Origin of the sequence: Amycolatopsis sp. NPDC058340 (genome assembly GCF_042723975.1) — a bacterium.
GTDB lineage: Bacteria > Actinomycetota > Actinomycetes > Mycobacteriales > Pseudonocardiaceae > Amycolatopsis.
In genome coordinates this window covers 584,871-605,693 of the sequence record NZ_JBHXIB010000001.1, presented here as the reverse complement: position 1 = coordinate 605,693, position 20,823 = coordinate 584,871, and the positions used below count along the sequence as shown (strand labels likewise).

General features: G+C 68.8%; 22 protein-coding genes. 8 read left to right on the top strand and 14 right to left on the bottom strand.

Features of this window, described 5'->3' with window-relative positions; genetic code table 11:
• Window positions 1-2: 2 nt before the first annotated feature.
• From ACFWIW_RS02925 to ACFWIW_RS02915, 3 genes are read right to left on the bottom strand one after another with little or no spacing between them, the layout of a single operon-like run.
• Window positions 3-1,580 (bottom strand): hypothetical protein, encoded by a 1,578-nt coding sequence (locus ACFWIW_RS02925; RefSeq protein ID WP_378366814.1) that lies wholly within the window; start codon window positions 1,578-1,580, stop codon window positions 3-5.
• Window positions 1,577-2,542 (bottom strand): spore coat protein, encoded by a 966-nt coding sequence (locus tag ACFWIW_RS02920; protein WP_378366813.1) that lies wholly within the window; start codon window positions 2,540-2,542, stop codon window positions 1,577-1,579. The genes ACFWIW_RS02925 and ACFWIW_RS02920 overlap by 4 nt, the downstream gene beginning before the upstream one ends.
• The gene (locus ACFWIW_RS02915) at window positions 2,539-3,285 is read right to left on the bottom strand and encodes a cytidylyltransferase domain-containing protein (protein WP_378366914.1); all 747 of its coding nucleotides are present in this window, start codon (window positions 3,283-3,285) and stop codon (window positions 2,539-2,541) included. Before ACFWIW_RS02915 ends, ACFWIW_RS02920 begins: the two co-directional genes overlap by 4 nt.
• 49 nt (window positions 3,286-3,334) lie before the next feature.
• Here ACFWIW_RS02915 and pseB point away from each other — a divergent pair, with 49 nt between their 5' ends.
• Window positions 3,335-4,318: a UDP-N-acetylglucosamine 4,6-dehydratase (inverting) gene (gene pseB, locus ACFWIW_RS02910; protein WP_038507572.1), complete on the top strand. Its 984-nt coding sequence runs from the start codon at window positions 3,335-3,337 to the stop codon at window positions 4,316-4,318.
• Window positions 4,311-5,444, top strand: coding sequence for a DegT/DnrJ/EryC1/StrS family aminotransferase (locus ACFWIW_RS02905; protein WP_378366812.1), 1,134 nt, complete (start codon window positions 4,311-4,313; stop codon window positions 5,442-5,444). The genes pseB and ACFWIW_RS02905 overlap by 8 nt, the downstream gene beginning before the upstream one ends.
• A gap of 49 nt (window positions 5,445-5,493) precedes the next feature.
• On the opposite strand, the gene pseI is transcribed toward ACFWIW_RS02905, so the two are convergent.
• Genes pseI through ACFWIW_RS02885 form a run of 4 tightly spaced genes read right to left on the bottom strand, consistent with a single transcriptional unit; the run spans window position 5,494 to window position 8,139 of the window.
• A complete protein-coding gene (gene pseI, locus ACFWIW_RS02900) occupies window positions 5,494-6,549 on the bottom strand; it encodes a pseudaminic acid synthase (RefSeq protein ID WP_378366811.1) in 1,056 nt (351 codons plus the stop codon).
• 30 nt (window positions 6,550-6,579) lie between these two features.
• Window positions 6,580-7,032, bottom strand: a complete 453-nt coding sequence (locus ACFWIW_RS02895; RefSeq protein WP_378366810.1) for a GNAT family N-acetyltransferase — start codon at window positions 7,030-7,032, stop codon at window positions 6,580-6,582.
• 4 nt (window positions 7,033-7,036) lie between these two features.
• Window positions 7,037-7,477, bottom strand: coding sequence for a hypothetical protein (locus ACFWIW_RS02890; RefSeq protein ID WP_378366809.1), 441 nt, complete (start codon window positions 7,475-7,477; stop codon window positions 7,037-7,039).
• Window positions 7,478-7,509: 32 nt separating this feature from the next.
• Entirely contained in the window at window positions 7,510-8,139 is a 630-nt protein-coding gene (locus tag ACFWIW_RS02885) for a hypothetical protein (RefSeq protein ID WP_038507558.1), read from the bottom strand.
• Between the two features lie 145 nt (window positions 8,140-8,284).
• Here ACFWIW_RS02885 and ACFWIW_RS02880 point away from each other — a divergent pair, with 145 nt between their 5' ends.
• Genes ACFWIW_RS02880 through ACFWIW_RS02870 form a run of 3 tightly spaced genes read left to right on the top strand, consistent with a single transcriptional unit; the run spans window position 8,285 to window position 10,962 of the window.
• A complete protein-coding gene (locus ACFWIW_RS02880) occupies window positions 8,285-9,229 on the top strand; it encodes an ABC transporter permease (protein ID WP_378366808.1) in 945 nt (314 codons plus the stop codon).
• Window positions 9,230-9,232: 3 nt separating this feature from the next.
• On the top strand, window positions 9,233-10,057 hold the full coding sequence (locus ACFWIW_RS02875; RefSeq protein WP_063277308.1) for an ABC transporter ATP-binding protein: 825 nt from the start codon (window positions 9,233-9,235) through the stop codon (window positions 10,055-10,057).
• Window positions 10,054-10,962: a glycosyltransferase gene (locus ACFWIW_RS02870; RefSeq protein WP_378366807.1), complete on the top strand. Its 909-nt coding sequence runs from the start codon at window positions 10,054-10,056 to the stop codon at window positions 10,960-10,962. Before ACFWIW_RS02875 ends, ACFWIW_RS02870 begins: the two co-directional genes overlap by 4 nt.
• Before the next feature lie 86 nt (window positions 10,963-11,048).
• Here the strand turns inward: ACFWIW_RS02870 and ACFWIW_RS02865 are convergent, their stop codons facing one another.
• From ACFWIW_RS02865 to ACFWIW_RS02850, 4 genes are all read right to left on the bottom strand, one after another.
• Window positions 11,049-12,497 (bottom strand): hypothetical protein, encoded by a 1,449-nt coding sequence (locus tag ACFWIW_RS02865; protein WP_378366806.1) that lies wholly within the window; start codon window positions 12,495-12,497, stop codon window positions 11,049-11,051.
• Window positions 12,498-12,507: 10 nt separating this feature from the next.
• Window positions 12,508-13,059 carry a DUF3558 domain-containing protein gene (locus ACFWIW_RS02860; protein ID WP_378366805.1) on the bottom strand — a complete coding sequence of 184 codons (552 nt, stop codon included), beginning with the start codon at window positions 13,057-13,059 and terminating at the stop codon, window positions 12,508-12,510.
• 6 nt (window positions 13,060-13,065) lie between these two features.
• Complete coding sequence (locus ACFWIW_RS02855; protein WP_378366804.1) at window positions 13,066-13,542, bottom strand: hypothetical protein; 477 nt, start codon at window positions 13,540-13,542, stop codon at window positions 13,066-13,068.
• A 143-nt stretch (window positions 13,543-13,685) separates the two neighbouring features.
• Complete coding sequence (locus ACFWIW_RS02850; protein ID WP_378366803.1) at window positions 13,686-14,450, bottom strand: ESX secretion-associated protein EspG; 765 nt, start codon at window positions 14,448-14,450, stop codon at window positions 13,686-13,688.
• Between the two features lie 114 nt (window positions 14,451-14,564).
• Here ACFWIW_RS02850 and ACFWIW_RS02845 point away from each other — a divergent pair, with 114 nt between their 5' ends.
• Complete coding sequence (locus ACFWIW_RS02845; protein WP_240596176.1) at window positions 14,565-14,807, top strand: hypothetical protein; 243 nt, start codon at window positions 14,565-14,567, stop codon at window positions 14,805-14,807.
• Here ACFWIW_RS02845 and ACFWIW_RS02840 read toward each other — a convergent pair.
• The 3 genes from ACFWIW_RS02840 to ACFWIW_RS02830 all read right to left on the bottom strand — a co-directional run bounded on the left by ACFWIW_RS02840 (window position 14,804) and on the right by ACFWIW_RS02830 (window position 18,490).
• Window positions 14,804-15,817, bottom strand: a complete 1,014-nt coding sequence (locus ACFWIW_RS02840) for an acyl-CoA dehydrogenase family protein (protein ID WP_378366802.1) — start codon at window positions 15,815-15,817, stop codon at window positions 14,804-14,806. The two genes, ACFWIW_RS02845 and ACFWIW_RS02840, sit on opposite strands and share 4 nt — an antisense overlap.
• A gap of 258 nt (window positions 15,818-16,075) precedes the next feature.
• On the bottom strand, window positions 16,076-18,001 hold the full coding sequence (locus tag ACFWIW_RS02835; RefSeq protein WP_378366801.1) for a glycosyltransferase: 1,926 nt from the start codon (window positions 17,999-18,001) through the stop codon (window positions 16,076-16,078).
• A gap of 6 nt (window positions 18,002-18,007) precedes the next feature.
• On the bottom strand, window positions 18,008-18,490 hold the full coding sequence (locus tag ACFWIW_RS02830) for a GtrA family protein (RefSeq protein ID WP_037333430.1): 483 nt from the start codon (window positions 18,488-18,490) through the stop codon (window positions 18,008-18,010).
• 101 nt (window positions 18,491-18,591) lie between these two features.
• Here ACFWIW_RS02830 and ACFWIW_RS02825 point away from each other — a divergent pair, with 101 nt between their 5' ends.
• Both ACFWIW_RS02825 and ACFWIW_RS02820 read left to right on the top strand, forming a co-directional pair.
• Window positions 18,592-19,962, top strand: coding sequence for an FAD-binding protein (locus tag ACFWIW_RS02825; protein WP_378366800.1), 1,371 nt, complete (start codon window positions 18,592-18,594; stop codon window positions 19,960-19,962).
• Window positions 19,959-20,714, top strand: coding sequence for a decaprenylphospho-beta-D-erythro-pentofuranosid-2-ulose 2-reductase (locus ACFWIW_RS02820; protein ID WP_378366799.1), 756 nt, complete (start codon window positions 19,959-19,961; stop codon window positions 20,712-20,714). The genes ACFWIW_RS02825 and ACFWIW_RS02820 overlap by 4 nt, the downstream gene beginning before the upstream one ends.
• Window positions 20,715-20,823 lie beyond the last annotated feature (109 nt).

Here is a 20,823-nt window from a genome sequence, read left to right as displayed (position 1 = left end):
CCTCAACCTCCCGGCAGTTGAGCACGCAGACGGTCGAGCCACCGGGCGATGGTGTCCTCGTACCGGCCGGGGTCGTTCCGTCGCTGTGCCTCGCCGACGGACTGATCGAGCGCCGCTCGGATCCGCGCGGCGTGCTCGGGCAGGGCGAAGACCTCCTGGAAGTAGCCCTCGCGCATCTGGACGTCCGCGACCAGCTGGTAGTCGCGCGCCGCGTCGGGGACGACGAGGCCGTACGCCCAGCCGGGAGTGGCGCCGGGCCCGCGTGCGGTGACGACGATGACCGTCGGGCGGACGGCCTTGACGACGTCCGTCGGCGAGGCGCCGTGCGCGATGGCCTCGTCGTTCAGTCCGATGTAGTCGATCGACTTCCAGCCGCTGTAGTACGGGATCGCCCCCGCGTCGGAGACCGCCAGGCTCCGGGCCGCCTCCGGCACCTGGGCGTTCGCGAGGCCCTTGCCGATGGCGACGTGGGCACGCTGCAGGTCGGGACCGTAGTTGGCGATCACCGGCAGATCCGCCGACTGGGCACCGGCGACGGCGACCCAGCCGACCGCCACCGCGCCGGGCACCGCGGCGATCCACCGGCGGCCGAGGTGCGCCATGGCCAGTCCCGCGCCGAGGCACAGCACCGGGAAGGCGTGGAAGGCGAACCGGTGGATGTAGTCCATGGTCGGCCCGGACACCGCGTAGGTCATGCCGGTCAGCAGGACGACCGAGGACAGCACCAGGCCCGCTCCCCTGCTCGCCCTCCGGAACAGCAGGAACGCGGTCAGCGCCAGCAGCGGGAGAACGAGCCAGGCGGTGGTCTCCAGCCAGACCGACCCGGCGTCGAGGTTGCCGAACTTGACGTAGAAGGTGTTCGGGAACGGATGCCCGAAGTACGTCCACCGCCAGGCGAAGTATCCGCCTCCGAGGACGAGGACCGCGGCGGCGAGCGCCCAGGTCCGGCGTCGCCCGCGCCCGAGCCACAGCCAGATGAGGAACGCCGGGAAGGTCGCGAGGACACCCTCGGGCCGGATCATCCCGGCGAGCAGCAGCAAGAGCGGCGGCTCCCAGTCGCGCACCGCGCGGCCCTGGACGAGGTCCACGCCGACGATGGCGGCACGCAGCACGACCGCGGCGAACGCGATGGTCTCCAGGCCGGCGGTGACGTGGAAGTAGGTCGGTACGAACAGCAGCAGCGCGCCGCCCGCCACGAGCGCACCGAGGATGCCCGCCGCGCGATGGCCGGCGCGGACCAGCATCACCATGATCAAGCCGCCCAGTACGACGGACGTCACCTTGGCGACGGTCTCCAACGGCAGGCCCGCGAGAGCGAACGGGACGTGCCAGAGCATCCAGAGGAAGTTCGTGAAGCCCTCGATCGGGTCTTCCCCCACGTTCCACACCGGACCGTGGCCGTCCGCCATGTTCGCCGAATACCGGAAGGTGATGAAGGCGTCGTCGATGGTGAAGAACCACGCCGCCCAGCACCCGGCGAGGAACAGCGCTCCGCAACCGAGCAAGACGGCGAGAAACCCTCGACGCGGTTTCGGTTCCGGGACGGCGTCGGCCTCGCTTCGCTCCGCCGTGGTCGTCATTCCGCCATCCTCGTCTCCAGCCGGTCCAGTACCCGGTCGACTCCTCGCCCGTCCACAAGAGCCATCGAAGTCCCGGAAAGACCGTTACGCGTCGCCGGGTCCGACAGCAGTCCCTTGAGCGTCTCGGCGGCTCGGCCATCCAGTGCGTCCGCGCTCCCCAGCCCGGCCGCCAGCCCGAGATCGAGTACCGCGCGATATCCCGCGTCCTGGTTCTCCACGAGCCGGACGACGGCGGTGGGCACCCCGAGGCAGCACAGTTCGAGGAGGGTCACCCCCGCCGCGCTGATCGCCACGTCCGTTTCCACCAGCAGATCGAGCAGGCCCGGCCCCGGCGGCGCGATCCGGAACTCCTGACCGGACAGCGGTTCGGGCACGGTCGGCTCACCGCGTACGAGCACGTCGGCTTCGAAAGGTTCCTGAGTGTCGCGAAGGGCCCGTAAGAGCGCGCTGACCGTTTCGGCCCATTCCGCGCCGCCTCCCAGCACGACGGTGATGCGCGGTCGTTCCCCGCTTGGGCTCTGGGACCGCTTTTCGCGCGCACGCACGACGGCTTCCCTCAGCGGCGCGTAGCGCGCGCCGCGCAGCAACTCCCCGGAGCCGTCCTCAGGACGCGGCATCGGCTCGAAGGCGCAGTCGACGACGAGGTCCGCAGCTCGCCTGCCGAAAACGTCGTCCTCGATGGACACCAGCAGCGCGCCCGCGGCGTTGACCTCCTCACGCAGTTCTCCGAGGCCGTAGTGATCGACGACCACCGCGTCGAAACCCTCGAAGGGAGTGGACGGCACCACCGGAACCGAAAGCTCGCCGAACCGGGCGGCCAGCCATTCGGCGTTGTCCACCCGGCCCGCGAACACGACCTCCCAGCCCCGCGCGACGGCGCGTTCGGCATAGGCGACCATGCGCGAGACGTGGCCTGCGCCGATCGACGGCGAGGCGTCGGCGCGAAGCAGCAGCCTGGTCACCTGGCCACCTTCTTCTGCTCGACGTGCGCGTTGAGCTTCACCAGCTCGGGCCGGGATCGCAGCACCGCGACCACCTCGCGCCAGTCGCCGACACGGTCGCCCAGTTCGGCGACGATCGCTTCGATGACCGACCAGTCCTCGACGGTGTCCAAGGTCACGCGCAGGTCGTCGGCGGGCGGGCTGACGACGATCCCGGCGCACGAGTACCGCTCCGGGTTCGCGTAGACGCCGGAAGTGACGTGCTCGCGATCGGCGCCCCGGGCCGTCTCGATCTGTTCGGCGAGCACTCCGGCGCGCACGAGCTCGGCGTCGAAACCGCGCGGCAGGGTCCGCACCAGCACGGTGCTCAGATAGTCCAGCGACGGCTGCGCGCGCCACTGCGCCACGAGCTGGCCGATGAGCTGGGGATCCAGCAGCGGACAGTCCGCGGTGAGCCGCACGACGGCGTCGGCCGGGTAGGACTCGATGGCGACCGCGAAACGCGCGAGGACGTCGTCGAGCGGTCCTCTGGCGACCAGGGCACCGTGCCGGGCGGCCTCCTCGGCCACCGCGTCGTCGTCGGCTTCCGTCGAGGTCGCGACCACGACCTTGTCGATCCCCGGCGAAGCCGCGGCGGCGCGGACGACCCAGCCGAGGACGCTGCGGCCCGCCAAGGGCCGGAGCACCTTGCCAGGTAGCCGGGTGGACGACGCGCGTGCCTGGATGACGGCGTTGACCACGTGGGCCCCGGGGTCTGGATCCATGGGTGACATGATGTCCTGCGGCAACAGCACCGAAACGCGGAGGTCGACGATGTCCGAGCTGGATGGCTCCAGCATCCTGCTCACCGGCGGGACCGGTTCGTTCGGCAAGGCGTTCATCACCTACGCCCTGGCCGAGCTGAACCCGCGACGGCTGGTCGTGCTCTCCCGCGACGAGCTCAAGCAGTACGAAGCGCGCCAGCAGTTCGACAACGACCCGCGGCTGCGCTGGTTCATCGGCGACATCCGGGACCGCCGCCGCCTCGAGCGCGCCATGCACGGTGTCGACTACGTCGTGCACGCCGCCGCGCTCAAGCAGGTCGACACGGGTGAGTACAACCCGTTCGAATTCGTGCAGACCAACGTCGTCGGCTCGCAGCATGTCATCGAGGCCGCGATCGACACGGGTGTGAAGAAGGTCGTCGCGCTGTCGACGGACAAGGCGTCCAGCCCGATCAACCTCTACGGCGCCACGAAGCTGTGCGCCGACCGGATGTTCATCAGCGCGAACCACTACGCGGCGACGCATCCGACCAGGTTCTCCGTGGTCCGCTACGGCAACGTGATGGGTTCGCGCGGCAGCGTAATCCCGTTCTTCCGCGCGCTCGCGGCCAAGGGCGAGTCGCTGCCGATCACGCACAAGGAGATGACCCGGTTCTGGATCACGCTCCCGCAGGCCGTGCAGTTCGTGATCGATTCCTTCGACCAGATGAACGGCGGCGAGCTGTACGTGCCGCGGATCCCGAGCATGCGGCTGGTCGATCTCGCGCAGGCGATCGCGCCCGGTTCGCCGATGCACGAGGTCGGCATCCGCCCCGGCGAGAAGCTGCACGAAGAGATGATCGCCCCCGACGACGCCCGCCGCACCGTGCGGCTGAGCGACCGGTACGTCGTCCAGCCGCATATCGCGGGCTGGGGTTACGAACCGCCGACCGGCGGCGAGGCCGTGCCGGAGAACTTCGCCTACCGCTCGGACACCAACGACCTGTGGCTCGACGCGGACGAGCTGCGCGACCTGGTCGAGCAGTATGGCTGACTTCCTGCCGTACGGCCGTCAGTCCGTTTCGGAAGAGGACATCGCCGCCGTCACCGAGGTGCTGCGCGGCGACTGGCTGACCACTGGCCCCGCCGTCACGCGCTTCGAAGAAGACCTCGCCGAGCACACCGGTGGCACGCCCGCGGTGGCCGTCACGTCGGGCACGGCCGCGTTGCACGTCGCGTACGCGGCGGCCGGGGTCGGCCCTGGTGACGAGGTCGTGACCTCGCCGATGACGTTCGTCGCCACCGCCGCGACGGCCGCGTTGCTCGGCGGCAAGGTCGTGTTCGCCGATGTCGAGGCGGACACCGGCAACCTCGATCCGGCGGCGGCTTCGGCGGCCGTCACCGCGCGCACCAAGGTCGTCGCCGCCGTGGATTACGCCGGCCACCCGGCCGAATTGGACGAACTCGGCCGGATCGCCCGCGACAACGGCGCGCTGCTGCTGGAGGACGCCGCGCATTCGGTGGGCGGAAGCTGGCAGGGCAGGCCGGTGGGCTCGCTCGCCGACCTCACGACGTTCTCCTTCTTCCCCACCAAGAACCTCACCACGGCCGAAGGCGGCGCGGTGGTCGCCGGTTCGGACGAGCTGCTGACGCGCGCCCGCGGTTTCCGCAATCACGGGCTGGTGCGAGACAAGGCGGCGCAGCGTTATCCGGACGAAGGCGCATGGCATCAGGAGGTGCACGAGTTCGGCCTCAACTACCGGTTGCCGGATGTGTTGTGCGCCTTGGGAAGCAGCCAGCTGCGCAGGCTCGCGGAGTTCAAGAAGCGCCGCGCGGAGATCCACGCGCGCTACACCGCCGCACTGTCCTCTTTGGACGGAGTGCTGACACCTGCCGTGCGCGAAGGCGCGGATCCGGTGTGGCACCTGTACCCGCTGCGAGTCCTCGAAGGACGCCGCCGCGCGCTGTTCGATCACTTGCGCGGCAAGGGAATCGGCGTACAGGTCAACTACATCCCCGCGTACTGGCACCCGGTGTTCGAAGACCTCGGGTACCGGCGCGGGATGTGCCCGAACGCGGAGCTGTACTACAGCCAGGAGCTTTCGCTGCCGCTGTTCCCGGCGCTGACCAACGCCGACGTGGACCGCGTCATCGACGAAGTCCAGGCGTTCTTCGGCTGAGGCCTCGTGAGTGGCAAGGACGGTTCTAACCGTCCTTGCCACTCACGAGCTAGATCAGGCCCCAGGTGAGCGCGGTGCCCTTCGGGACATCCGAGGAGAAGGTGCGGCCGAGCACGTTCACGATCTCGGCGGGGGCCAGCCCACCGGCCGGCCTGATCGAGCGGACGTTCTCCCGCGTCACGGTGTCCCCCGCGCGCACGTCTTCGACTACGTAGAGGGAACGGCGCAGCCGCAGGCCTTCCTTCTCGCTCTCGCGCGGCCCGATCACCGCCGCGCCCAGCGCCTCCCACGCGCGGTGCGATTCGGTGACCAGCGCGGCCAGTTCGGCGGGCTCCAGGGAGAACTCCGAGTCGACACCGCCGTCGCTCCTGGCCAGCGTCACATGCTTCTCGATGGCGACGGCGCCGAGCGCGACGGCCGCGAGCGGGGCGCCGATGCCGGGTGTGTGGTCGGACAGGCCGACGAGCGTCCCGGTCACACCCGCCAGGACAGGCAGGCCACGCAGGTTGCTCTCGGTGGGCGACGCCGGGTAGCTGGCTGTGCAGCCGAGCACGATCAGCTGGTGGTTGCCCGCCTCGCGCGCGGTCCGGACCGCCGCGTCGATCTCGGCGACGCTGGCCATCCCGGTCGAGATGATCAGCGGTTTGCCGGTTTTCGCGCACAGCTCGATCAGCGGCAGGTCGACGATCTCCGACGACGCGATCTTGTACGCGGGCGCGTCCAGCGACTCCAGCAGCTCGACGGCGGTGGGGTCGAACGGGCTGGAGAAGATCTCCAGGCCACGGGAGCGGGCTCGTTCGAACAGCGGCTCGTGCCATTCCCACGGCGTGTGGGCGCGCTCGTAAAGCTTGTAGAGGTTCTCGCCGCCCCACAGCGAATGCGAGTCGCTGACCCGGAAGGCGGGGGCGTCGACGTCGATCGTGATCGTGTCCGGCCGGTAGGTCTGCAGTTTGACCGCCTGCGCCCCGGTTTCGGCGATCGCGTCGACGATCTCCAGTGCCCTGGCGAGCTCGCCGTTGTGGTTACCGGACATTTCGGCGATGACGAACGGCGGATGCCCGGCCCCGATGCGGTGCGCGCCGATCCGGACTTCCTGTGCTGACATGGACGAAACGCCTCCCTGACGACGGTCTGGTCAGGACACAGTCTTACGCAGCTTCCGGAAACCGTCGACGGCAGGCGCGGTCTCGGCGTATCCGGCGCGGTCGAAGAGCGCGGCCGACGCCGCGTTGTCCCGGTGCACGGCCGCGACCACCGCTCGCACCCGGTGACCGGCGGTGAAGGCCCGCTCGCCCTCCGCCAGCACCGAAGCGGACAGTCCACGGCCCCGGCTTTCCGGCGCGAGCGTGATGCTGACCTCCCAGACGCCCTCGTCCTCGCGGTCGAACCGGACGGTGCCGACCGGGATCCCGTCGAGTTCGACGACGTACAGCACCCTGTCCGGCGACGCCAGCACCCCACGCAGCCAAGCGGAATGCTCGTCGAGCGTGATCACCGCGGTCGAACGGGACGCCTGACGCGTACGAGGGTCGTTCCGCCAGGCCAGCAGCAACCCGGCGTCGGCCTCCGTGGCCTCACGAGCCAGCACGGGGCTACTGCGCCTGCTCGATGGTGTCGCGCTGGCGGTCCTCGATCCGGCGCAGCCGGTCCTCGTACCGGGCGATCCCGGCGAGCCGGACGCGGATCTGGGCGTGCTGACGCTGGATCTCCTGGATCAGGCTGCGCGCCTCGGCCAGCTCGGGCTTGTCGGCGTGCACCGGCAGCGACAGCGACTCGCGCAGGTCCTCCAGCTGGGCCTCCTGTGCCGCGACGCTCGGGATCAGGCGGTCCAGCTCGGCGCGGGTCCAGCGCAGGTCGCCGCGGGCGTGTTCGAGGCCGCTCTCGGCGCCGTCGAGCCGCCGACGGTGGTCCGCGGTGGCGTGTTCGAGGTCGTTGACGCGCCCGTTGAGGTCGCGAAGCCGCTCGTCGATCCGGAAGTCGATGAGCCGGGCGATCCGGCCGATCACGCCGCTGCGGAGTTTCTGCACTGCCATGGGGTTCCTTATCGGGATGGGCTGGCTGGAGTTCAGCGCAGGAGTTCGGTTTCGCCGGTCTTCGTCCACGAGTCCAGCAGCCTGCCCTCGGCGGCGATGCGGTGCTCGGGTCCGACGATGCAGGAGTCGCCCGCGGCGTGCTCCCAGTGGGTCTGGGCGGGGTCGTCGATGAACGAGAACCCGGACAGGACCAGCGTGGCGTGCGGGAACGACGTGCGCGCGATCCAGGCGGCCAGCGTCCCGGTGGTCGACCACAGGCCTTCTTCGCGGCTCGGCAGCCCGAGCGCGTCGGAAAGCGGCAAAACGACCTCGCGGTTCGGCACCGGCACGTAGCCGAGGTCGCCGGGCCACCAGCCCGGGATGTCTTCGGGTTCCCAGTGCATCCGGCCCGGCTCGACCAGCAGGTAGAGCCGCTTGCGGTAGTCACGGAAGACGTGCTTCGTGGCGCGGACGGCGCGGTTGAACACCACGACGTGCACCCGGCTGCCGACCGTCTCGGGGCCGCCCGGCTCGTCGACGACGAAACCGTTGACGCGGATCACGAGGTCACACGCGTCGATGGCCTTCGCCCGCCGGGGGTCCGGCGGAAGCGGCTGATTCCCGACCACGGCCACCGAACGGGGCTCCGGCCGGTCGGCGTATGCGGCGAGCAGATTGACCATCAGGCTCGCGTCGCCGAGTGCAGCAGTCATGAGGGCAGAAAGTACCAGCACACGCACCGCGTTCGGGTTCGAATCCGACGGTAGCGTTCCGTGGTCGGGACGGGGCGCCCCAGGCATCATCGGCCCCATCGGTACCCTCGTTCCCGTGCATGCCACCAGCACGGTTCACGCCGCCGACGGTGCTGCGCCGACCTCGGTTCCGCCGATTTCGGACAGCAAGACCTTTTCGCGCGCGTTCGCCGATATCAAGACCGGTTTCGCCGCCAAAGAGCTGTGGGGACACCTCGGCTGGCAGGACATCAAGCAGCGCTATCGCCGCTCGGTGATCGGCCCGTTCTGGATCACCATCAGCCAGGGCATCATCGCGCTCGGCCTGGGGCTTCTGTACTCGCAGTTGTTCAACCTGCCGACCGCGACGTTCCTGCCCTACATCAGCACCGGATTCATCATCTGGGGCTTCATCAGCGGCTGCCTGTCCGAGGGCATGGAGACCTTCATCTCCAACGAGGGGCTGATCAAACAGCTCCCGGCGCCGCTTTCGGTGTACGTGCTGCGGACGGTGTGGCGCCAGACGCTGATGCTGGCGCACAACCTGATCGTCTACGTGATCGTGGTCGCGATCTTCTTCACCAGCCTGGACCAGCCGTACGCGATGAGCGGCGAGTGCGTCGGGCAGGTCCTGTGTCACCCCGGGCTCGGCTGGTATTCGCTCAGCGCGATCCCCGGCATCCTGGTGCTCGCGCTGAACGCCGGCTGGGTCACCCTGTTGCTGGGCATCATCTCGACCCGCTACCGGGACATCCCGCAGGTGATCAACTCGCTCATTCAGCTGCTGTTCTACATGACGCCGATCGTCTGGCCGATCGACCAGCTGATGGCGGGCGGCGCCCGTGACGGCATTTCGGGGGCTCTTCCGTTCGTCTATGCCAACCCGCTTTTCCACTTCATCCAGATCGTGCGCGCGCCACTGATCGGCCAGGCCGTCAGCATCAACAGCTGGTACGTGGTGCTCGGCATCACCGTCGTCGGCTGGGGCCTCGCGCTGGTCGCGATGCGCAATTACCGTTCCCGCGTCTCTTATTGGGTGTGACAGATGGTCAGCATTGATGTGCACAACGCCTACGTCGACTTCCCCATTTTCGACGCGAAGACCCGCTCCATGAAGAAGAAGGTGCTGGGCAAGGTCGGCGGCAAGATCGGCACCGAGAGCAAGGTGCCGATCATCGAAGCCCTCCACGACGTGAGCCTCCAGCTCCGCGAAGGCGACCGCGTCGGCCTCGTCGGCCACAACGGCGCCGGCAAGTCGACGCTGCTGCGGCTGCTGTCCGGGATCTACGAGCCCACCCGCGGTTCGGCGAAGATCTCCGGCAAGATCGCGCCGGTCTTCGACCTCGGCATCGGCATGGACCCGGAGATCTCCGGGCTGGAGAACATCATCATCCGCGGCCTGTTCCTCGGGATGACCGCGAAGCAGATGGAAGCCCGCGTCGACGACATCGCGGAGTTCACCGAACTCGGCGACTACCTGCAGATGCCGCTGCGGACGTACTCCACCGGTATGCGGGTGCGCCTGGCGCTGGGTGTGGTCACCTCGATCGACCCGGAGATCCTGATCCTCGACGAGGGCATCGGCGCGGTCGACGCGGCGTTCCTCAACAAGGCGAAGGACCGGCTCAAGGACCTCGTGAAGCGGTCGGGCATCCTGGTGTTCGCCAGCCACTCGGACGAGTTCCTCTTCGAGCTCTGCGACTCCGCCATCTGGATGGACGAGGGGCACGTCAAGCAGCGCGGTTCGCTGCGCGAAGTGCTCACCGGCTACAAGGGGCGCGACCCGTTCGAGAACATGAGCAAGGAGACGCTGGAACGGTTCGGTATCGAACCCGAGCCGGTGGCGACGACGAACGGTGGCCAAGGATGACGAACGAGACCCGGCAGTTGCCCGAAGGCGCCGTCGTCGGCGTGGTCGTCACGCGCCATCGACGGGAACTGCTCGCGGACTCGCTCAAGGTGATCGCCGCGCAGACCCGGCCGGTCGACCACCTCGTCGTGGTCGACAACGGGCCGGACAAGTCGGCGCGGGACATCGTCGAGAACTACCCGCTGCCCTTCACGTACCTGCCTTCGCACCGCAACCTCGGCGGCGCGGGCGGGTTCGCGCTCGGCATGTTGCACGCGCTTTCCCTTGGCGCGGACTGGATCTGGCTGGCCGACGACGACGGCCGTCCCGCCGACGAGAACGTCCTCGCGATCCTGCTGGACGAGGCCGAGAAGCGGGATCTGGCCGAGATCTCCCCGGTGGTGTCCAATATCGACGCGCCGGACAAGCTCGCGTTCCCGTTGCGGCGCGGGCTGACCTGGAAGCGTTCGTCGTCGGAGCTGGGCGTCGACTTCCTGCCGGGGATCGCCTCGCTGATGAACGGCGCGTTGTTCCGGGCGTCCACTTTGGACGTCGTCGGCGTGCCGGATCTGCGGCTGTTCTTCCGCGGCGACGAGGTCGAACTGCACCGGCGCCTGGTGCGCTCCGGGCTTCCGTTCGGCACCTCGCTCAAGACCGCGTACCTGCACCCGGACGGCTCGGACGAGTTCAAGCCGATGCTGGGCGGCCGGTTCCACGCGCAGGATCCGGAGAACGAGGTCAAGCGCTACTACACCTACCGCAACCGCGGGTATCTGCTGTCCCAGCCGGGTATGCGCAAGATCGGCGCGCTCGAAGTGCTGCGGTTCGGGCTGTACTTCGTCGGTGTGAAGCGGGATCCGAAGGCTTTCCTGCAGTGGCTCAAGCTGGTTCGCCAGGGCCGCAAGGAAAAGTTCTACCGCTACTGAGTTCCACGGAAAAGGGGCCCCTCGCTCGCGCGAGGGGCCCCTTTTCCGTCCGTCTCACCAAACCATGTCGGCGCACGAACGTCCGTCTACTCGCCGATGACCGGCGGCGCGGTGCGCATGTCGGTCCCGAAGACCTCATCGGGGTCGCCCTCGACGAGGTACGTCGGACGCTGGTGCTCGGTGTCCTCGTCTCCGTCCGCCTGCTGACCGCGGCCGCCCATACCGCCGCCCATCCCCGGTCCGCCGCGGCCCGCGGCGCCACCGCCGAGGCCGCCCATACCGCGGCCGGCGGCCGCTTCGGCGGCACCGATACCGCCAGGGCGGGCCGCGCCGGACGCGGAACCCGAACCGGGCGTGGAACCGCCGCCGCTGCCGGGGCCGAACCCGCTTCCGCCGCCACCGCGGCCGGTTCGGCTGTTGTAGTCCGAGTCACCCATACCGCCGCCCATCATGGGCGGTGCCATCGGCATGGGGCTGATCGGCATCGCGGTGTTGTTGTTCGGGCCGGGCGTGGTGATCGGCGCCGGCCCGTTCTGGAAGCCGGACGGTGTCGTCCCCGCCGGAAGGCTGCCGGACCCCGTGGTGCTGCCCGGGCCGGGCAGGTTGGAGCCGTAGCCGCCACCGCCACCACCGCTGCCCCCGCCACCACTGCCGGGCGGGATGTAGGTGTTGCCGGGGTTGTTGGAGCCGGGCGTGTTCGAGCCGGGCGGAACCTGGTACGGCTGCGGCTTGCCCGGATCGTCGATACCGCCACCGCCGCCCGCGCCGAACTTCGGCGGCTCGGCGAACACCGGCTGTTTCGACGCGGCCTCGTACAAGGACTTGTCGTAGCTGTTCATGGCGGAGGCCGCCTGAGTGTGGGCCTCCTGGCTGTCCTTCTGCTTCTGGATGGACTTGTCGATGTTCTCCCCGAGGTTGAACGGGTTCGACGTCATCCACCCCCCGACCTCTTCCTTCCAGCTGAAGGGGATCGGTTTGGGCATCGTGTTCTTCACGGTGGAAGCCGCGGTGCCCTGGTCGTAAATCGTTTCGGAGGCGAGCTTCGCGTTCTGGGAGTTCGTCTCCGACCACTTGCTGAGGCTCTTGAAATAGCCCTGCGCGCTGCCCGCCGCGTCACCTTCCCAGGTGCCCTGCGAGGCGGTGACGGCCTGGTCCATCGTCCTCGAGAAGGTGTCGAAGGCCTTGTGGATCTCGTGGTACGCGGTCGAGACCTCGGAGACCTGTTCGACGCTCAGGTTGCTGTTGACGAACTGTTCGAGCTTCTCGTGGTCGTAGCCGAGGTAGTCGCCGTTCGGCGGCTCGAGCCCCTCGACGTACTTGACGTCCTTGTTCTTGGTCAGCTCGTCGACGGTCTTGTCGCCGACGTCTTCGGACTGCTGCTGAGCCCGGCCCTGCGCGATCAACCGCTGGAAGATGCCGAACGGCCCGTCGCCGCCCTCGCCGCTCGCCTTGTCCCGGTAGTACTGGTCCCGGGCTTGGGGCGAGAGACCGGCGACGTACTCCTGCTCGGTCATCTGAGCCTTGTTGCTGGTCATCCTGGTCCCCCTAGCCCTTCGGAAGCTTCGGTTCGACGATGTCGGCGATCTTCTCCGCCATCCCGCACGACTTCTCCGGATCCGAGGCGACGACCACGATGTCGGCCCGGGCCGAGGCGCCGATTTCGAGCGCCATCAGGCAACCGGAGGGCGGTTTCGGGACGAGCACCGCTTTACGGCCGTTGACGTTGCCGGTGGTCTTGCCGTTCCCGCCGTCGGAGACGCTGTCGATCCCCTGCTTGTCACGGATGTCGACGCCGAGCGAAACGGCATCCGCCGCCGTCTCGTTCTCCTTGGTGAACTCGCAGCCGCGGGCACCGGCGTCGTTTTGAGGCACCGGCGCCTTGAAAGTGCCGTACGAAGCGAGATCGGCCACGCCGAGGAGTGAACACGGATCGATCGACGCGGGGTCGGCACCACCGGTGGTCGTCGCCGGGGCGGTGGACTCGCCGCCTTGCGCGGGCGACGACGGCGCCGCGGACGGGGTGCCCGGCTTTTCGGTGGAACAAGCCGCGAGCACGAACGCGGCCGCCGTCAGCGGTACGAGGAGCAGCTTCTTCATTCCGCCTCAGTTCTTGAGCCGATCGAGCGCCTCGACCGTGTCTTGTTCCTTCTTCTTGTACTGGCCCGACGCGCGCAACAGCGCTTCTTCGGTGTCCTGCACCACTTGCTTGAACTTGCCGAGCACGGCACTCGCCGAATTGGCCGACTGGGCGGCGCCCTTGTGGTCGTGGGCGGCGACGGCCCTGCCGTACGGGTGATCGCCGAGTTGCGGCGCTTCGGAGAGCCGGATCGTCTGCCGCTCCAGCCTGGCGAGCTCGGTCCCCATGTCGCGCACCGCTTGGAGAAGTGGCTTGACGCCTTCCTCGGTGATCTTGAAGCCACCGCTCTTGGCGGCCGAGACCAGCTTCTGGGTCTCCGCGCTGACCTGGGCGATCGCGGCCGCGTTCAGGCCGCCCATCGCGACGTAGTTGGCCGCCGCGCCCACGGCGGAACCGATCGAGAAGTCCGGTGCCGCCTGTCCGCCGTCCGCTTCGAAAGCCATCGCCCGCCCCACTGCCTCGTCTGCTCGCCCGTGCGTATCGCCCGGAAGTCTACTAGCCGGACACTCAGCGCGACGGTGATTCACCGATCGCCGAAGATCTCCGAAACTGTGACGAAACGGGCGTCACCCCGGTTCCCCGTGGTTCAGAACTGCCCTTCGAGCTGGGTGTACAGCTGCTGTGCGATCCTCGCGTTGTCGGCGGGAGCGTAGGTCAGCCAGCTTTGCCCGTCGGCCGCCTGACGCGAAGTCATCATGAAGCGGCCCGCTTCGGTGTCGAACCACGCCAGCGGCGGGAAGACCTGGCCGCCGCGGATGAACACGCTGAACTGGCCCACCCGCGTCTTCGGTTTCTCGAAGATCCGCTCCACCTGCCGCTGCTGCGGGTTCGACCCGTGCGACCGCGGCCCGCTGACCTTGGCGAAGGGGTCGTACGCGTCGTCGTTCCGGGGGCGCTTCGGCGCGCTCGCCGGCTTCGCGATGGTGACCGACTGACCGGGGCCCGCCGGGGTGAGCGGCAGCAGGTCCACGATCGACGCGACGATCGCGGTCGGCCTGGTCTCCTCGAACACGAGCAGGTTCTCGTCCTGGCGCACGAGTACCCCGAACTGCCCGTTCGTCGCCGCCCGCGCGAACAGCTGCTTGTCCTTGTCCATCTGCGCGACCGCCCAGACGGCGAGCTGCGGGTTGGCGAACGTGGCGACCGCGAGTTCGACGTCGGCGTCCAGCCTGCCGCCGCGCATCAGGCCGCGGCCTTCGAGGTCGCGGAAGACCGCCTCGCGCACCATCGCGCGCTGATCGGTCGTCGTGCCGATGTGCGGGATCTCGAACGGGACGGGCGCCGGCCCGAACCGGCCGTGTTCGAGCAGGATGTCCACCGCCGCCAGCGACAACGAGAACGAATGCGGCATCGCCATTTCCCCCCGCGGGTGTCTTGTCCGTCGGGATGAACGTAGTCCACGCGCCCGATACGCCCGCAGCGAACCCGCTTGCCCGGCCGTGATCAGGGCTGGTGCCATGGATTCATGGCAGACCAGAAACCCGCGCTCGTCCTCCATCTCGCCACCGGCGGGGAGCCGCTGCTCTTCGCGCTCACGGCGGAAGAAACCGAACGGCTGACCAAGGATCTCTCGCATTTCGTCCGCACCGGTTCGGTGCAGACGATCCAGACGAGGGACGACTCCGAGGTGGCGATCAACTTCTCCCACGTCGCCGCCGCCTACATCGACGACCTGAACCGCAAGACGCGGGTGTTCGGTCTCCACTAGTCCCGGGAAAAGAGCTCCAGCAGCCCCGTTTTGATCTCGGGACGGCTGGCGGCGACCAGCAGGAAGGTGGCTTCCCGGACGAGCCGCTGGGGGTGTCGTCCGGCGAGGACCGACGTGCTGCCGTTGGCCGCGACCAGCGCGCCCGCGGCCCGGAAGGCGAGCTCCGCGCCCGCCGCCCTGGCCGCGGGCAGCGACGGCGGATCGGTGAGCGCCGCGTCGAGCCTGCCGCGGACGACGTCGATCTCGGCCCGGATTCCGGCCGCGACGTCGGCCTTCCCGAGCTCCTCGATGAGCCGCGCGGCGCGGGCGGCGAGGCCGAGGGGCGCGCAGCCGTTGAGCCGGGAGGCGAAGGTGTTGCCCGCGACGAAGTCCGCGTGCGGGATCTTGCCGTAGACGCGTTCGTCGGACAGGAAGTAGCGGGTGAAGCCGAGGTGCACGGTGGACGTGCCCTGCGCCGCGACGAGGTCGAGCGGCCGGACCTCCAGCTGTTCCCCCGCCACCGGGTCGATGATCGCGCTGACGACGGTGTCGCCGTCGCGGGCGCAGAGCTGGAGCAGGTCGATGACGCCCCAACCGCTGACGAACGGGGCCTCACCGTCGAGCAGGTAGCCGCCCTCGACGCGTTCCGCGCGCAGCCTCGGCGGGGTCGGGATCACCGCGGCGAAGGCGGCGCCCGCCTTGAGTTCCCCGCTGACCAGCCGCGGGAGGTAGCGGTCACGCAGGTCGGCGTTGTCGGCCGTCGTGAGCGCCGCGACCAGGCCGTGGTGCTGGATCCAGGTGAACATCGTGCTGAGGCAGCCGCCCGCCAGCGTCTCGAGGACCTGGACGATCGTCGGGAGGTCGGCGCCCGGGCCACCGGCTTCCTTGGGCGCCGCGAGGCCGTAGAAGCCTTCGGCGGCGAGGGCATCGAAGTGGCTTGCGGGCACTTCGCCCTTGAGGTCGACTTCGGTGGCCGCGGGGAAGAGGAGATCGTCGGCGAGGGCGTGGGCTCGGGTGACCAGATCCGTCATGCGGTAAGGCTACCCTTACTTGGGCGGCGATGGGTCTAGCGACGCTAGGAAAGCTAGCGGTACTAAAGGTCCCTTGCTCCCCTTCCAGCGGCTGGGGCGGCGCGGCGCGAGGGGTTGCGAAAGCCACTTTCGCAACGTTGAAGGTTGCGAAAGTGGCTTTCACAACCCCCCGGCGGCAGGTGACCAGAGTCGAGCACAGCGAAAGGGCCCTTCACCGCGTCTTATGCGGCGAAGGGCCCTTTCGGCTCACGTCAGTGCTTACAGCTCGTAGAGCCGCTTCCAGTTGTCCCGCGAGGTCAGCTCGGGCATGGCGCGCTTGTACTGCTCCTGCACCGCCGCGCCTTCCTTACGGAGCCGCTGGATCACCTTCGCGCCCCGGCGCGCCAGGTCGAACATCTTCGCGCGGTCGTACGAGCGGACCCGCACGCCTTCCTGCGAAGCGTCGGTGACGACGGCGGTGTCGAAGGTCGCGACGTGCCACCAGTGGGCCTCGTCGATCGGGATCGCGCCGAGCGAGTGGCGGCTGCGGCCGAGCACCCGGTCGAGGATCCGCTTGATCAGCACGAGGCGCTGCATGCTGGGCCGCGGCGCGCTGTTGATGATGCCGATGTCGTTCGACGCGATACCCGGGACGTCGGTGGCCTTGTGCCGCTTGGTCTCGGGGTACTCGTCGCGGATCCGGCGGATCTCCTTCATCGCGGCGACGCCGCCGTCACGCAGGACCTCCGGCCCCTCGAGGAAGTCCTCGACGGCCTTGATCAGCGTGGCGGACAGGCCGTACTGCATGCCGAGCAGGTACCGGACCAGCTGCGCGACGAGCACGCGCGAAAGCAGGTTCAGGTTGAACGGCGAGTGCAGCGCGGCGGTGATGATCGAGTTCCGCAGGTTGAAGTAGCGGTGCCACTCGTCCCAGTCCTTCCAGTGGAAGTCGGCGTGCCAGACGCCGGCGCCCGGAAGGGTGACCGTGGGGAAGCCGTGCGCGCGGGCACGGTAGCTGTACTCCGCGTCGTCCCACTGGAAGAAGAACGGCAGCGGGTAACCGGTGGCCTTGACGACCTCGTACGGGATCAGGCACGACCACCAGCCGTTGTACCCGGCGTCGAGGCGGCGTTCCTGGCGGTTCGGCTTGAGGGTCTCCTCGTCGACGCCGAGCAGGTCGGCGGTCGAGAGCGAGTGCTGCACCGGCTGGCCGGGCTCCAGCGTGTTCAGCCGGGCGTATTCGGCGCCGACGTGCAGCTGGTTCGGGTGCAGCAGGTTCAGCATCTGCCCGCCGACGATGACCGGGTTGACCGTGCGGTTGGAGAACGCGGTCATCCGGATCACCAGATCCGGCTCCAGCAGCACGTCGTCGTCCATGAACAGGACGTTCGCGTGCTCGGTCTCGGTGTGGCCCGCGACCTCGTAGAGGCCGCGGGTGAACCCGCCGGCGCCGCCGAGGTTCGGCTGCTTGATGTAGTGCAGCTTGTCGCCGAGGTCCTTCGCGACCTGCTCGAAGCCGTCGCGCGACTCGACGAGGTCGGTGCCCTGGTCGGCGACGTAGATCGCGTCGAGCGTCTCCAGCGAGGAGACGTCGGCGGCGAGCGCCTGCAGGTTCGACAGGCAGTCGTCGGCGCGGTTCATCGTGCAGATGGTCACCGCGGTCGGGCGGATCTTCTCCGGCGCTTCGACCGTCCAGCGGACCTTCTCGACACGCAGCGACTGGCCGCCCTCGGTCTCGATGTCGAGCCAGAGCGCGCCGCCGTCGTAGAACTTGTCGAGCTTCGCGGTGAGCGTCACCTTCTGCTGCTTCGCGCCCGCGACGATCTCGGCGGCGACCACACGCGAGTCGCCCTCGATGTCGGAGGCGCCGACGGACAGCTGGCCGTCACCGGTGACGACGGCCTCGACCTGCACCTCGGTCACGTCGGTCCAACGCTGCCAGTAGCTGGCGGGGAACCGGCCGAAATACGTGTTGCCGGACACCTTCGACGCGGGCTCGATGGAGATGCCCCCGCGCTCGCGCACGGCGGTACCCCATTCGAGTTCGGCGTAGAGGTCCTTGCTGACAATGGGGGCCGGGCCGGCGTAGAGCCCGCGCTGCGCGGTGAGACGGCCCTGCGGGGTGCGTTCCGCGAAGCGGGTGTCGTCGACAGTGCTCACCATGGCGCTCGGGGCCTCTCCGGTGACGGCGGCTTTACCGGGCATGAATCCTCAGTTCTCCTCTGTGCTGGTGGCGGTGGCGCGGGGCTCACGGAAGACGACCCACTTGAGCATGACGAAGTTGATCACGGTCGCGGTTGCCTGCGAGACGACCCAGCCGAAGGTGGCCTTCCAGGCCGACTCCGGCAGGACGTGCAGCATCGTGCGGTTGACGCCGACGGCCACGAGGAACGTGACGGCGTACAGGAGCACGAAGCTACCGATCTGACGCGCGCCCTCCTGACGTCCACCGGCGAAGGTGAACTTGCGGTTCAGGAAGAAGGCGGTCGTGGTGCCCACGATGAAGCTGAGCGCGCGAGCGATGTCCACCCACGGCGTCGCGTCCATTCCGAGGGCACGAAGCCCCTGGTAGACGCCGAAATCGACCAGGGCGCAGAAGCCGCCGATGAGGCCGAAGCGGATGAGCTGCCCGAGCAGCCCAGGGGAGGACGGCGCTGCTGCCGTCACGCCGGCTTTCGGGTCGGTCGCCACCACTGCTCTACCTCATAAACTGCTGGGGCTGATGCGCAAAGTGTAGAAGCGAGCACTTCAGGGTCACGTTCCGGGCAGTGTTCGGCGTGGTTACCCTGGTCGGCGTGACCCAAGCACCCAAGACACAGCGTCAGTCGCTCATGGGCTGGGCAAGGACGTCGCCGACCATCGCGGACGTCCTGAGCACCCCCGACGTGGAAGTCATCGCCAAGGCGGTGACGCGGGCCGGGGAACGCGGGGTCATCGCGCGTGGTCTCGGCCGCTCGTACGGCGACCCGGCGCAGAACGCGGGCGGCCTGGTCGTGGACATGACCGCGCTGGACCGCATCCACTCGATCGACCCGGATTCCGGCATCGTCGACCTCGACGCCGGGGTCAGCCTCGACAAGCTGATGCGCGAGGGCCTGCCGTACGGCCTGTGGGTCCCGGTGCTGCCGGGTACGCGCCAGGTGACCATCGGCGGCGCGATCGCCAACGACATCCACGGCAAGAACCACCACTCGGCGGGCAGCTTCGGCAACCACGTGGTGTCGATGGACCTGGTCACCGCCGACGGCCAGGTGCGCACGATCACGCCGGACGGCCCCGACTCGGAGCTGTTCTGGGCGACCGTGGCGGGCATCGGCCTCACCGGCATCGTCGTCCGCGCCAAGATCCGGATGACGAAGACGGAGACGGCCTATTTCAAGGCCGACATCCAGCGCACGGCGAACCTCGACGAGACGCTGGCGCTGGTCACCGACGGCTCCGAGGACAACTACACGTACTCCTCCGGCTGGTTCGACTCGATCTCCACGGGTGCGAAGCTCGGCCGCGCGGCCTTCCAGCGCGGCTCGCTCGCGAAGCTGGACGAGCTGCCGCCCAAGCTGCGGGCCGACCCGCTCAAGTTCAACCCGGGCACCCTGGCGACCCTGCCGGACGTGTTCCCGAACGGGCTGGCGAACAAGCTGTCGTTCTCCGCGATCGGCGAGCTGTACTACCGCAAGACCGCGAAGAACGCGCGCGACCAGATCCAGAGCCTGACCGCCTTCTACCACCCGCTCGACCTGTTCGGCGAGTGGAACCGGGCGTACGGGTCCAAGGGTTTCCTGCAGTACCAGTTCAGCACGCCGCTGAACGCGCACGAGCCGCTGCGCCGGATCATCCAGAAGGTCGCCGACTCCGGGCACGTTTCGTTCCTCAACGTGTTCAAGCAGATGGGCGAGGGCAACCCGGCACCGCTGTCGTTCCCGCACCCCGGCTGGATGGTCTGCCTCGACTTCCCGATCAAGGACGGGCTGAGCCGGTTCTGCCAGGAACTCGACGAAGACGTGCTCGCCCTCGGCGGCCGTCTGTACACGGCGAAGGACTCGCGCACCTCCGCGGAGAACTTCGCGAAGATGTACCCGCGGCTCGAGGAATGGCGCAAGGTCCGCGCTTCCGTTGACCCCGAAGGCGTTTTCGCCTCTGACATGTCCCGAAGGTTGGAACTGTGATCGACGCTGTGGGCAACCCCCAGTCCCTGCTGCTGCTCGGCGGCACCTCCGACATCGCGCTCGCGATCGCGGAGAAGTACCTGTCCGAGCGGCCCCTCCGGGTCGTGCTGGCCGGGCGGCAGTCGCCGCGGCTCGACGCGGCCGCTCAGCGCCTGAAGGACAAGGGCGCCGAAGTGTCCACGGTCGACTTCGACGCCAAGGCCCTCGACACCCACCCCGCCGTGCTGGACAAGGCCTTCGAGGGCGGCGACATCGACGTCACCGTCGTGGCGTTCGGCCTGCTCGGCGACCAGGAAGAGCTGTGGCAGGACCACGCGAAGGCCGTCGAGGCGGCGACCGTGAACTACACGGCCGCGGTGTCCGTCGGGGTCGCGCTGTCGAACAAGCTCAAGAAGCAGGGGCACGGCAAGGTCATCGCGCTGTCGTCGGTCGCCGGTGAGCGGGTCCGCCGGTCGAACTTCGTCTACGGCTCCTCCAAGGCCGGTTTCGACGGCTTCTACCTGGGCCTCGGCGAGGCGCTGGCGGAGTTCGGCGTGCAGATCACCGTCGTCCGCTCCGGCCAGGTCCGGACCAAGATGACCGAAGGCATGAAAGACGCCCCGCTGACGGTGGACGTCGAGCAGGTCGCCGAGACCGCCGTCGCCGCCTCGCGCGCCGGCAAGGAACTGGTGTGGTCGCCCGCGCCGTTCCGCCTGGTCATGTCGGCCCTGCGGCATATCCCCCGGCCGATCTTCCGGAAGCTGCCGATCTAGCCTCACAGCGCTGAAGGGGGGGTTAAACGCAAAAAAAGCGGGGGGAGGAGCCCCCGGGCCGCCTGACGAGTAGGTCCTGCCCCGACGCGCCGAGCCGGGGCGGGGGCGG

Coding starts and splice junctions, on each gene's coding strand:
- ACFWIW_RS02925 (WP_378366814.1), bottom strand. CDS start 1,580: ATGACGACCACGGCGGAGCGAAGCGAGGCCGACGCCGTCCCGGAACCG.
- ACFWIW_RS02915 (WP_378366914.1), bottom strand. CDS start 3,285: ATGGATCCAGACCCCGGGGCCCACGTGGTCAACGCCGTCATCCAGGCA.
- pseB (WP_038507572.1), top strand. CDS start 3,335: ATGTCCGAGCTGGATGGCTCCAGCATCCTGCTCACCGGCGGGACCGGT.
- ACFWIW_RS02905 (WP_378366812.1), top strand. CDS start 4,311: ATGGCTGACTTCCTGCCGTACGGCCGTCAGTCCGTTTCGGAAGAGGAC.
- pseI (WP_378366811.1), bottom strand. CDS start 6,549: ATGTCAGCACAGGAAGTCCGGATCGGCGCGCACCGCATCGGGGCCGGG.
- ACFWIW_RS02890 (WP_378366809.1), bottom strand. CDS start 7,477: ATGGCAGTGCAGAAACTCCGCAGCGGCGTGATCGGCCGGATCGCCCGG.
- ACFWIW_RS02885 (WP_038507558.1), bottom strand. CDS start 8,139: ATGGTCAATCTGCTCGCCGCATACGCCGACCGGCCGGAGCCCCGTTCG.
- ACFWIW_RS02875 (WP_063277308.1), top strand. CDS start 9,233: ATGGTCAGCATTGATGTGCACAACGCCTACGTCGACTTCCCCATTTTC.
- ACFWIW_RS02870 (WP_378366807.1), top strand. CDS start 10,054: ATGACGAACGAGACCCGGCAGTTGCCCGAAGGCGCCGTCGTCGGCGTG.
- ACFWIW_RS02865 (WP_378366806.1), bottom strand. CDS start 12,497: ATGACCAGCAACAAGGCTCAGATGACCGAGCAGGAGTACGTCGCCGGT.
- ACFWIW_RS02860 (WP_378366805.1), bottom strand. CDS start 13,059: ATGAAGAAGCTGCTCCTCGTACCGCTGACGGCGGCCGCGTTCGTGCTC.
- ACFWIW_RS02855 (WP_378366804.1), bottom strand. CDS start 13,542: ATGGCTTTCGAAGCGGACGGCGGACAGGCGGCACCGGACTTCTCGATC.
- ACFWIW_RS02850 (WP_378366803.1), bottom strand. CDS start 14,450: ATGCCGCATTCGTTCTCGTTGTCGCTGGCGGCGGTGGACATCCTGCTC.
- ACFWIW_RS02845 (WP_240596176.1), top strand. CDS start 14,565: ATGGCAGACCAGAAACCCGCGCTCGTCCTCCATCTCGCCACCGGCGGG.
- ACFWIW_RS02840 (WP_378366802.1), bottom strand. CDS start 15,817: ATGACGGATCTGGTCACCCGAGCCCACGCCCTCGCCGACGATCTCCTC.
- ACFWIW_RS02835 (WP_378366801.1), bottom strand. CDS start 18,001: ATGCCCGGTAAAGCCGCCGTCACCGGAGAGGCCCCGAGCGCCATGGTG.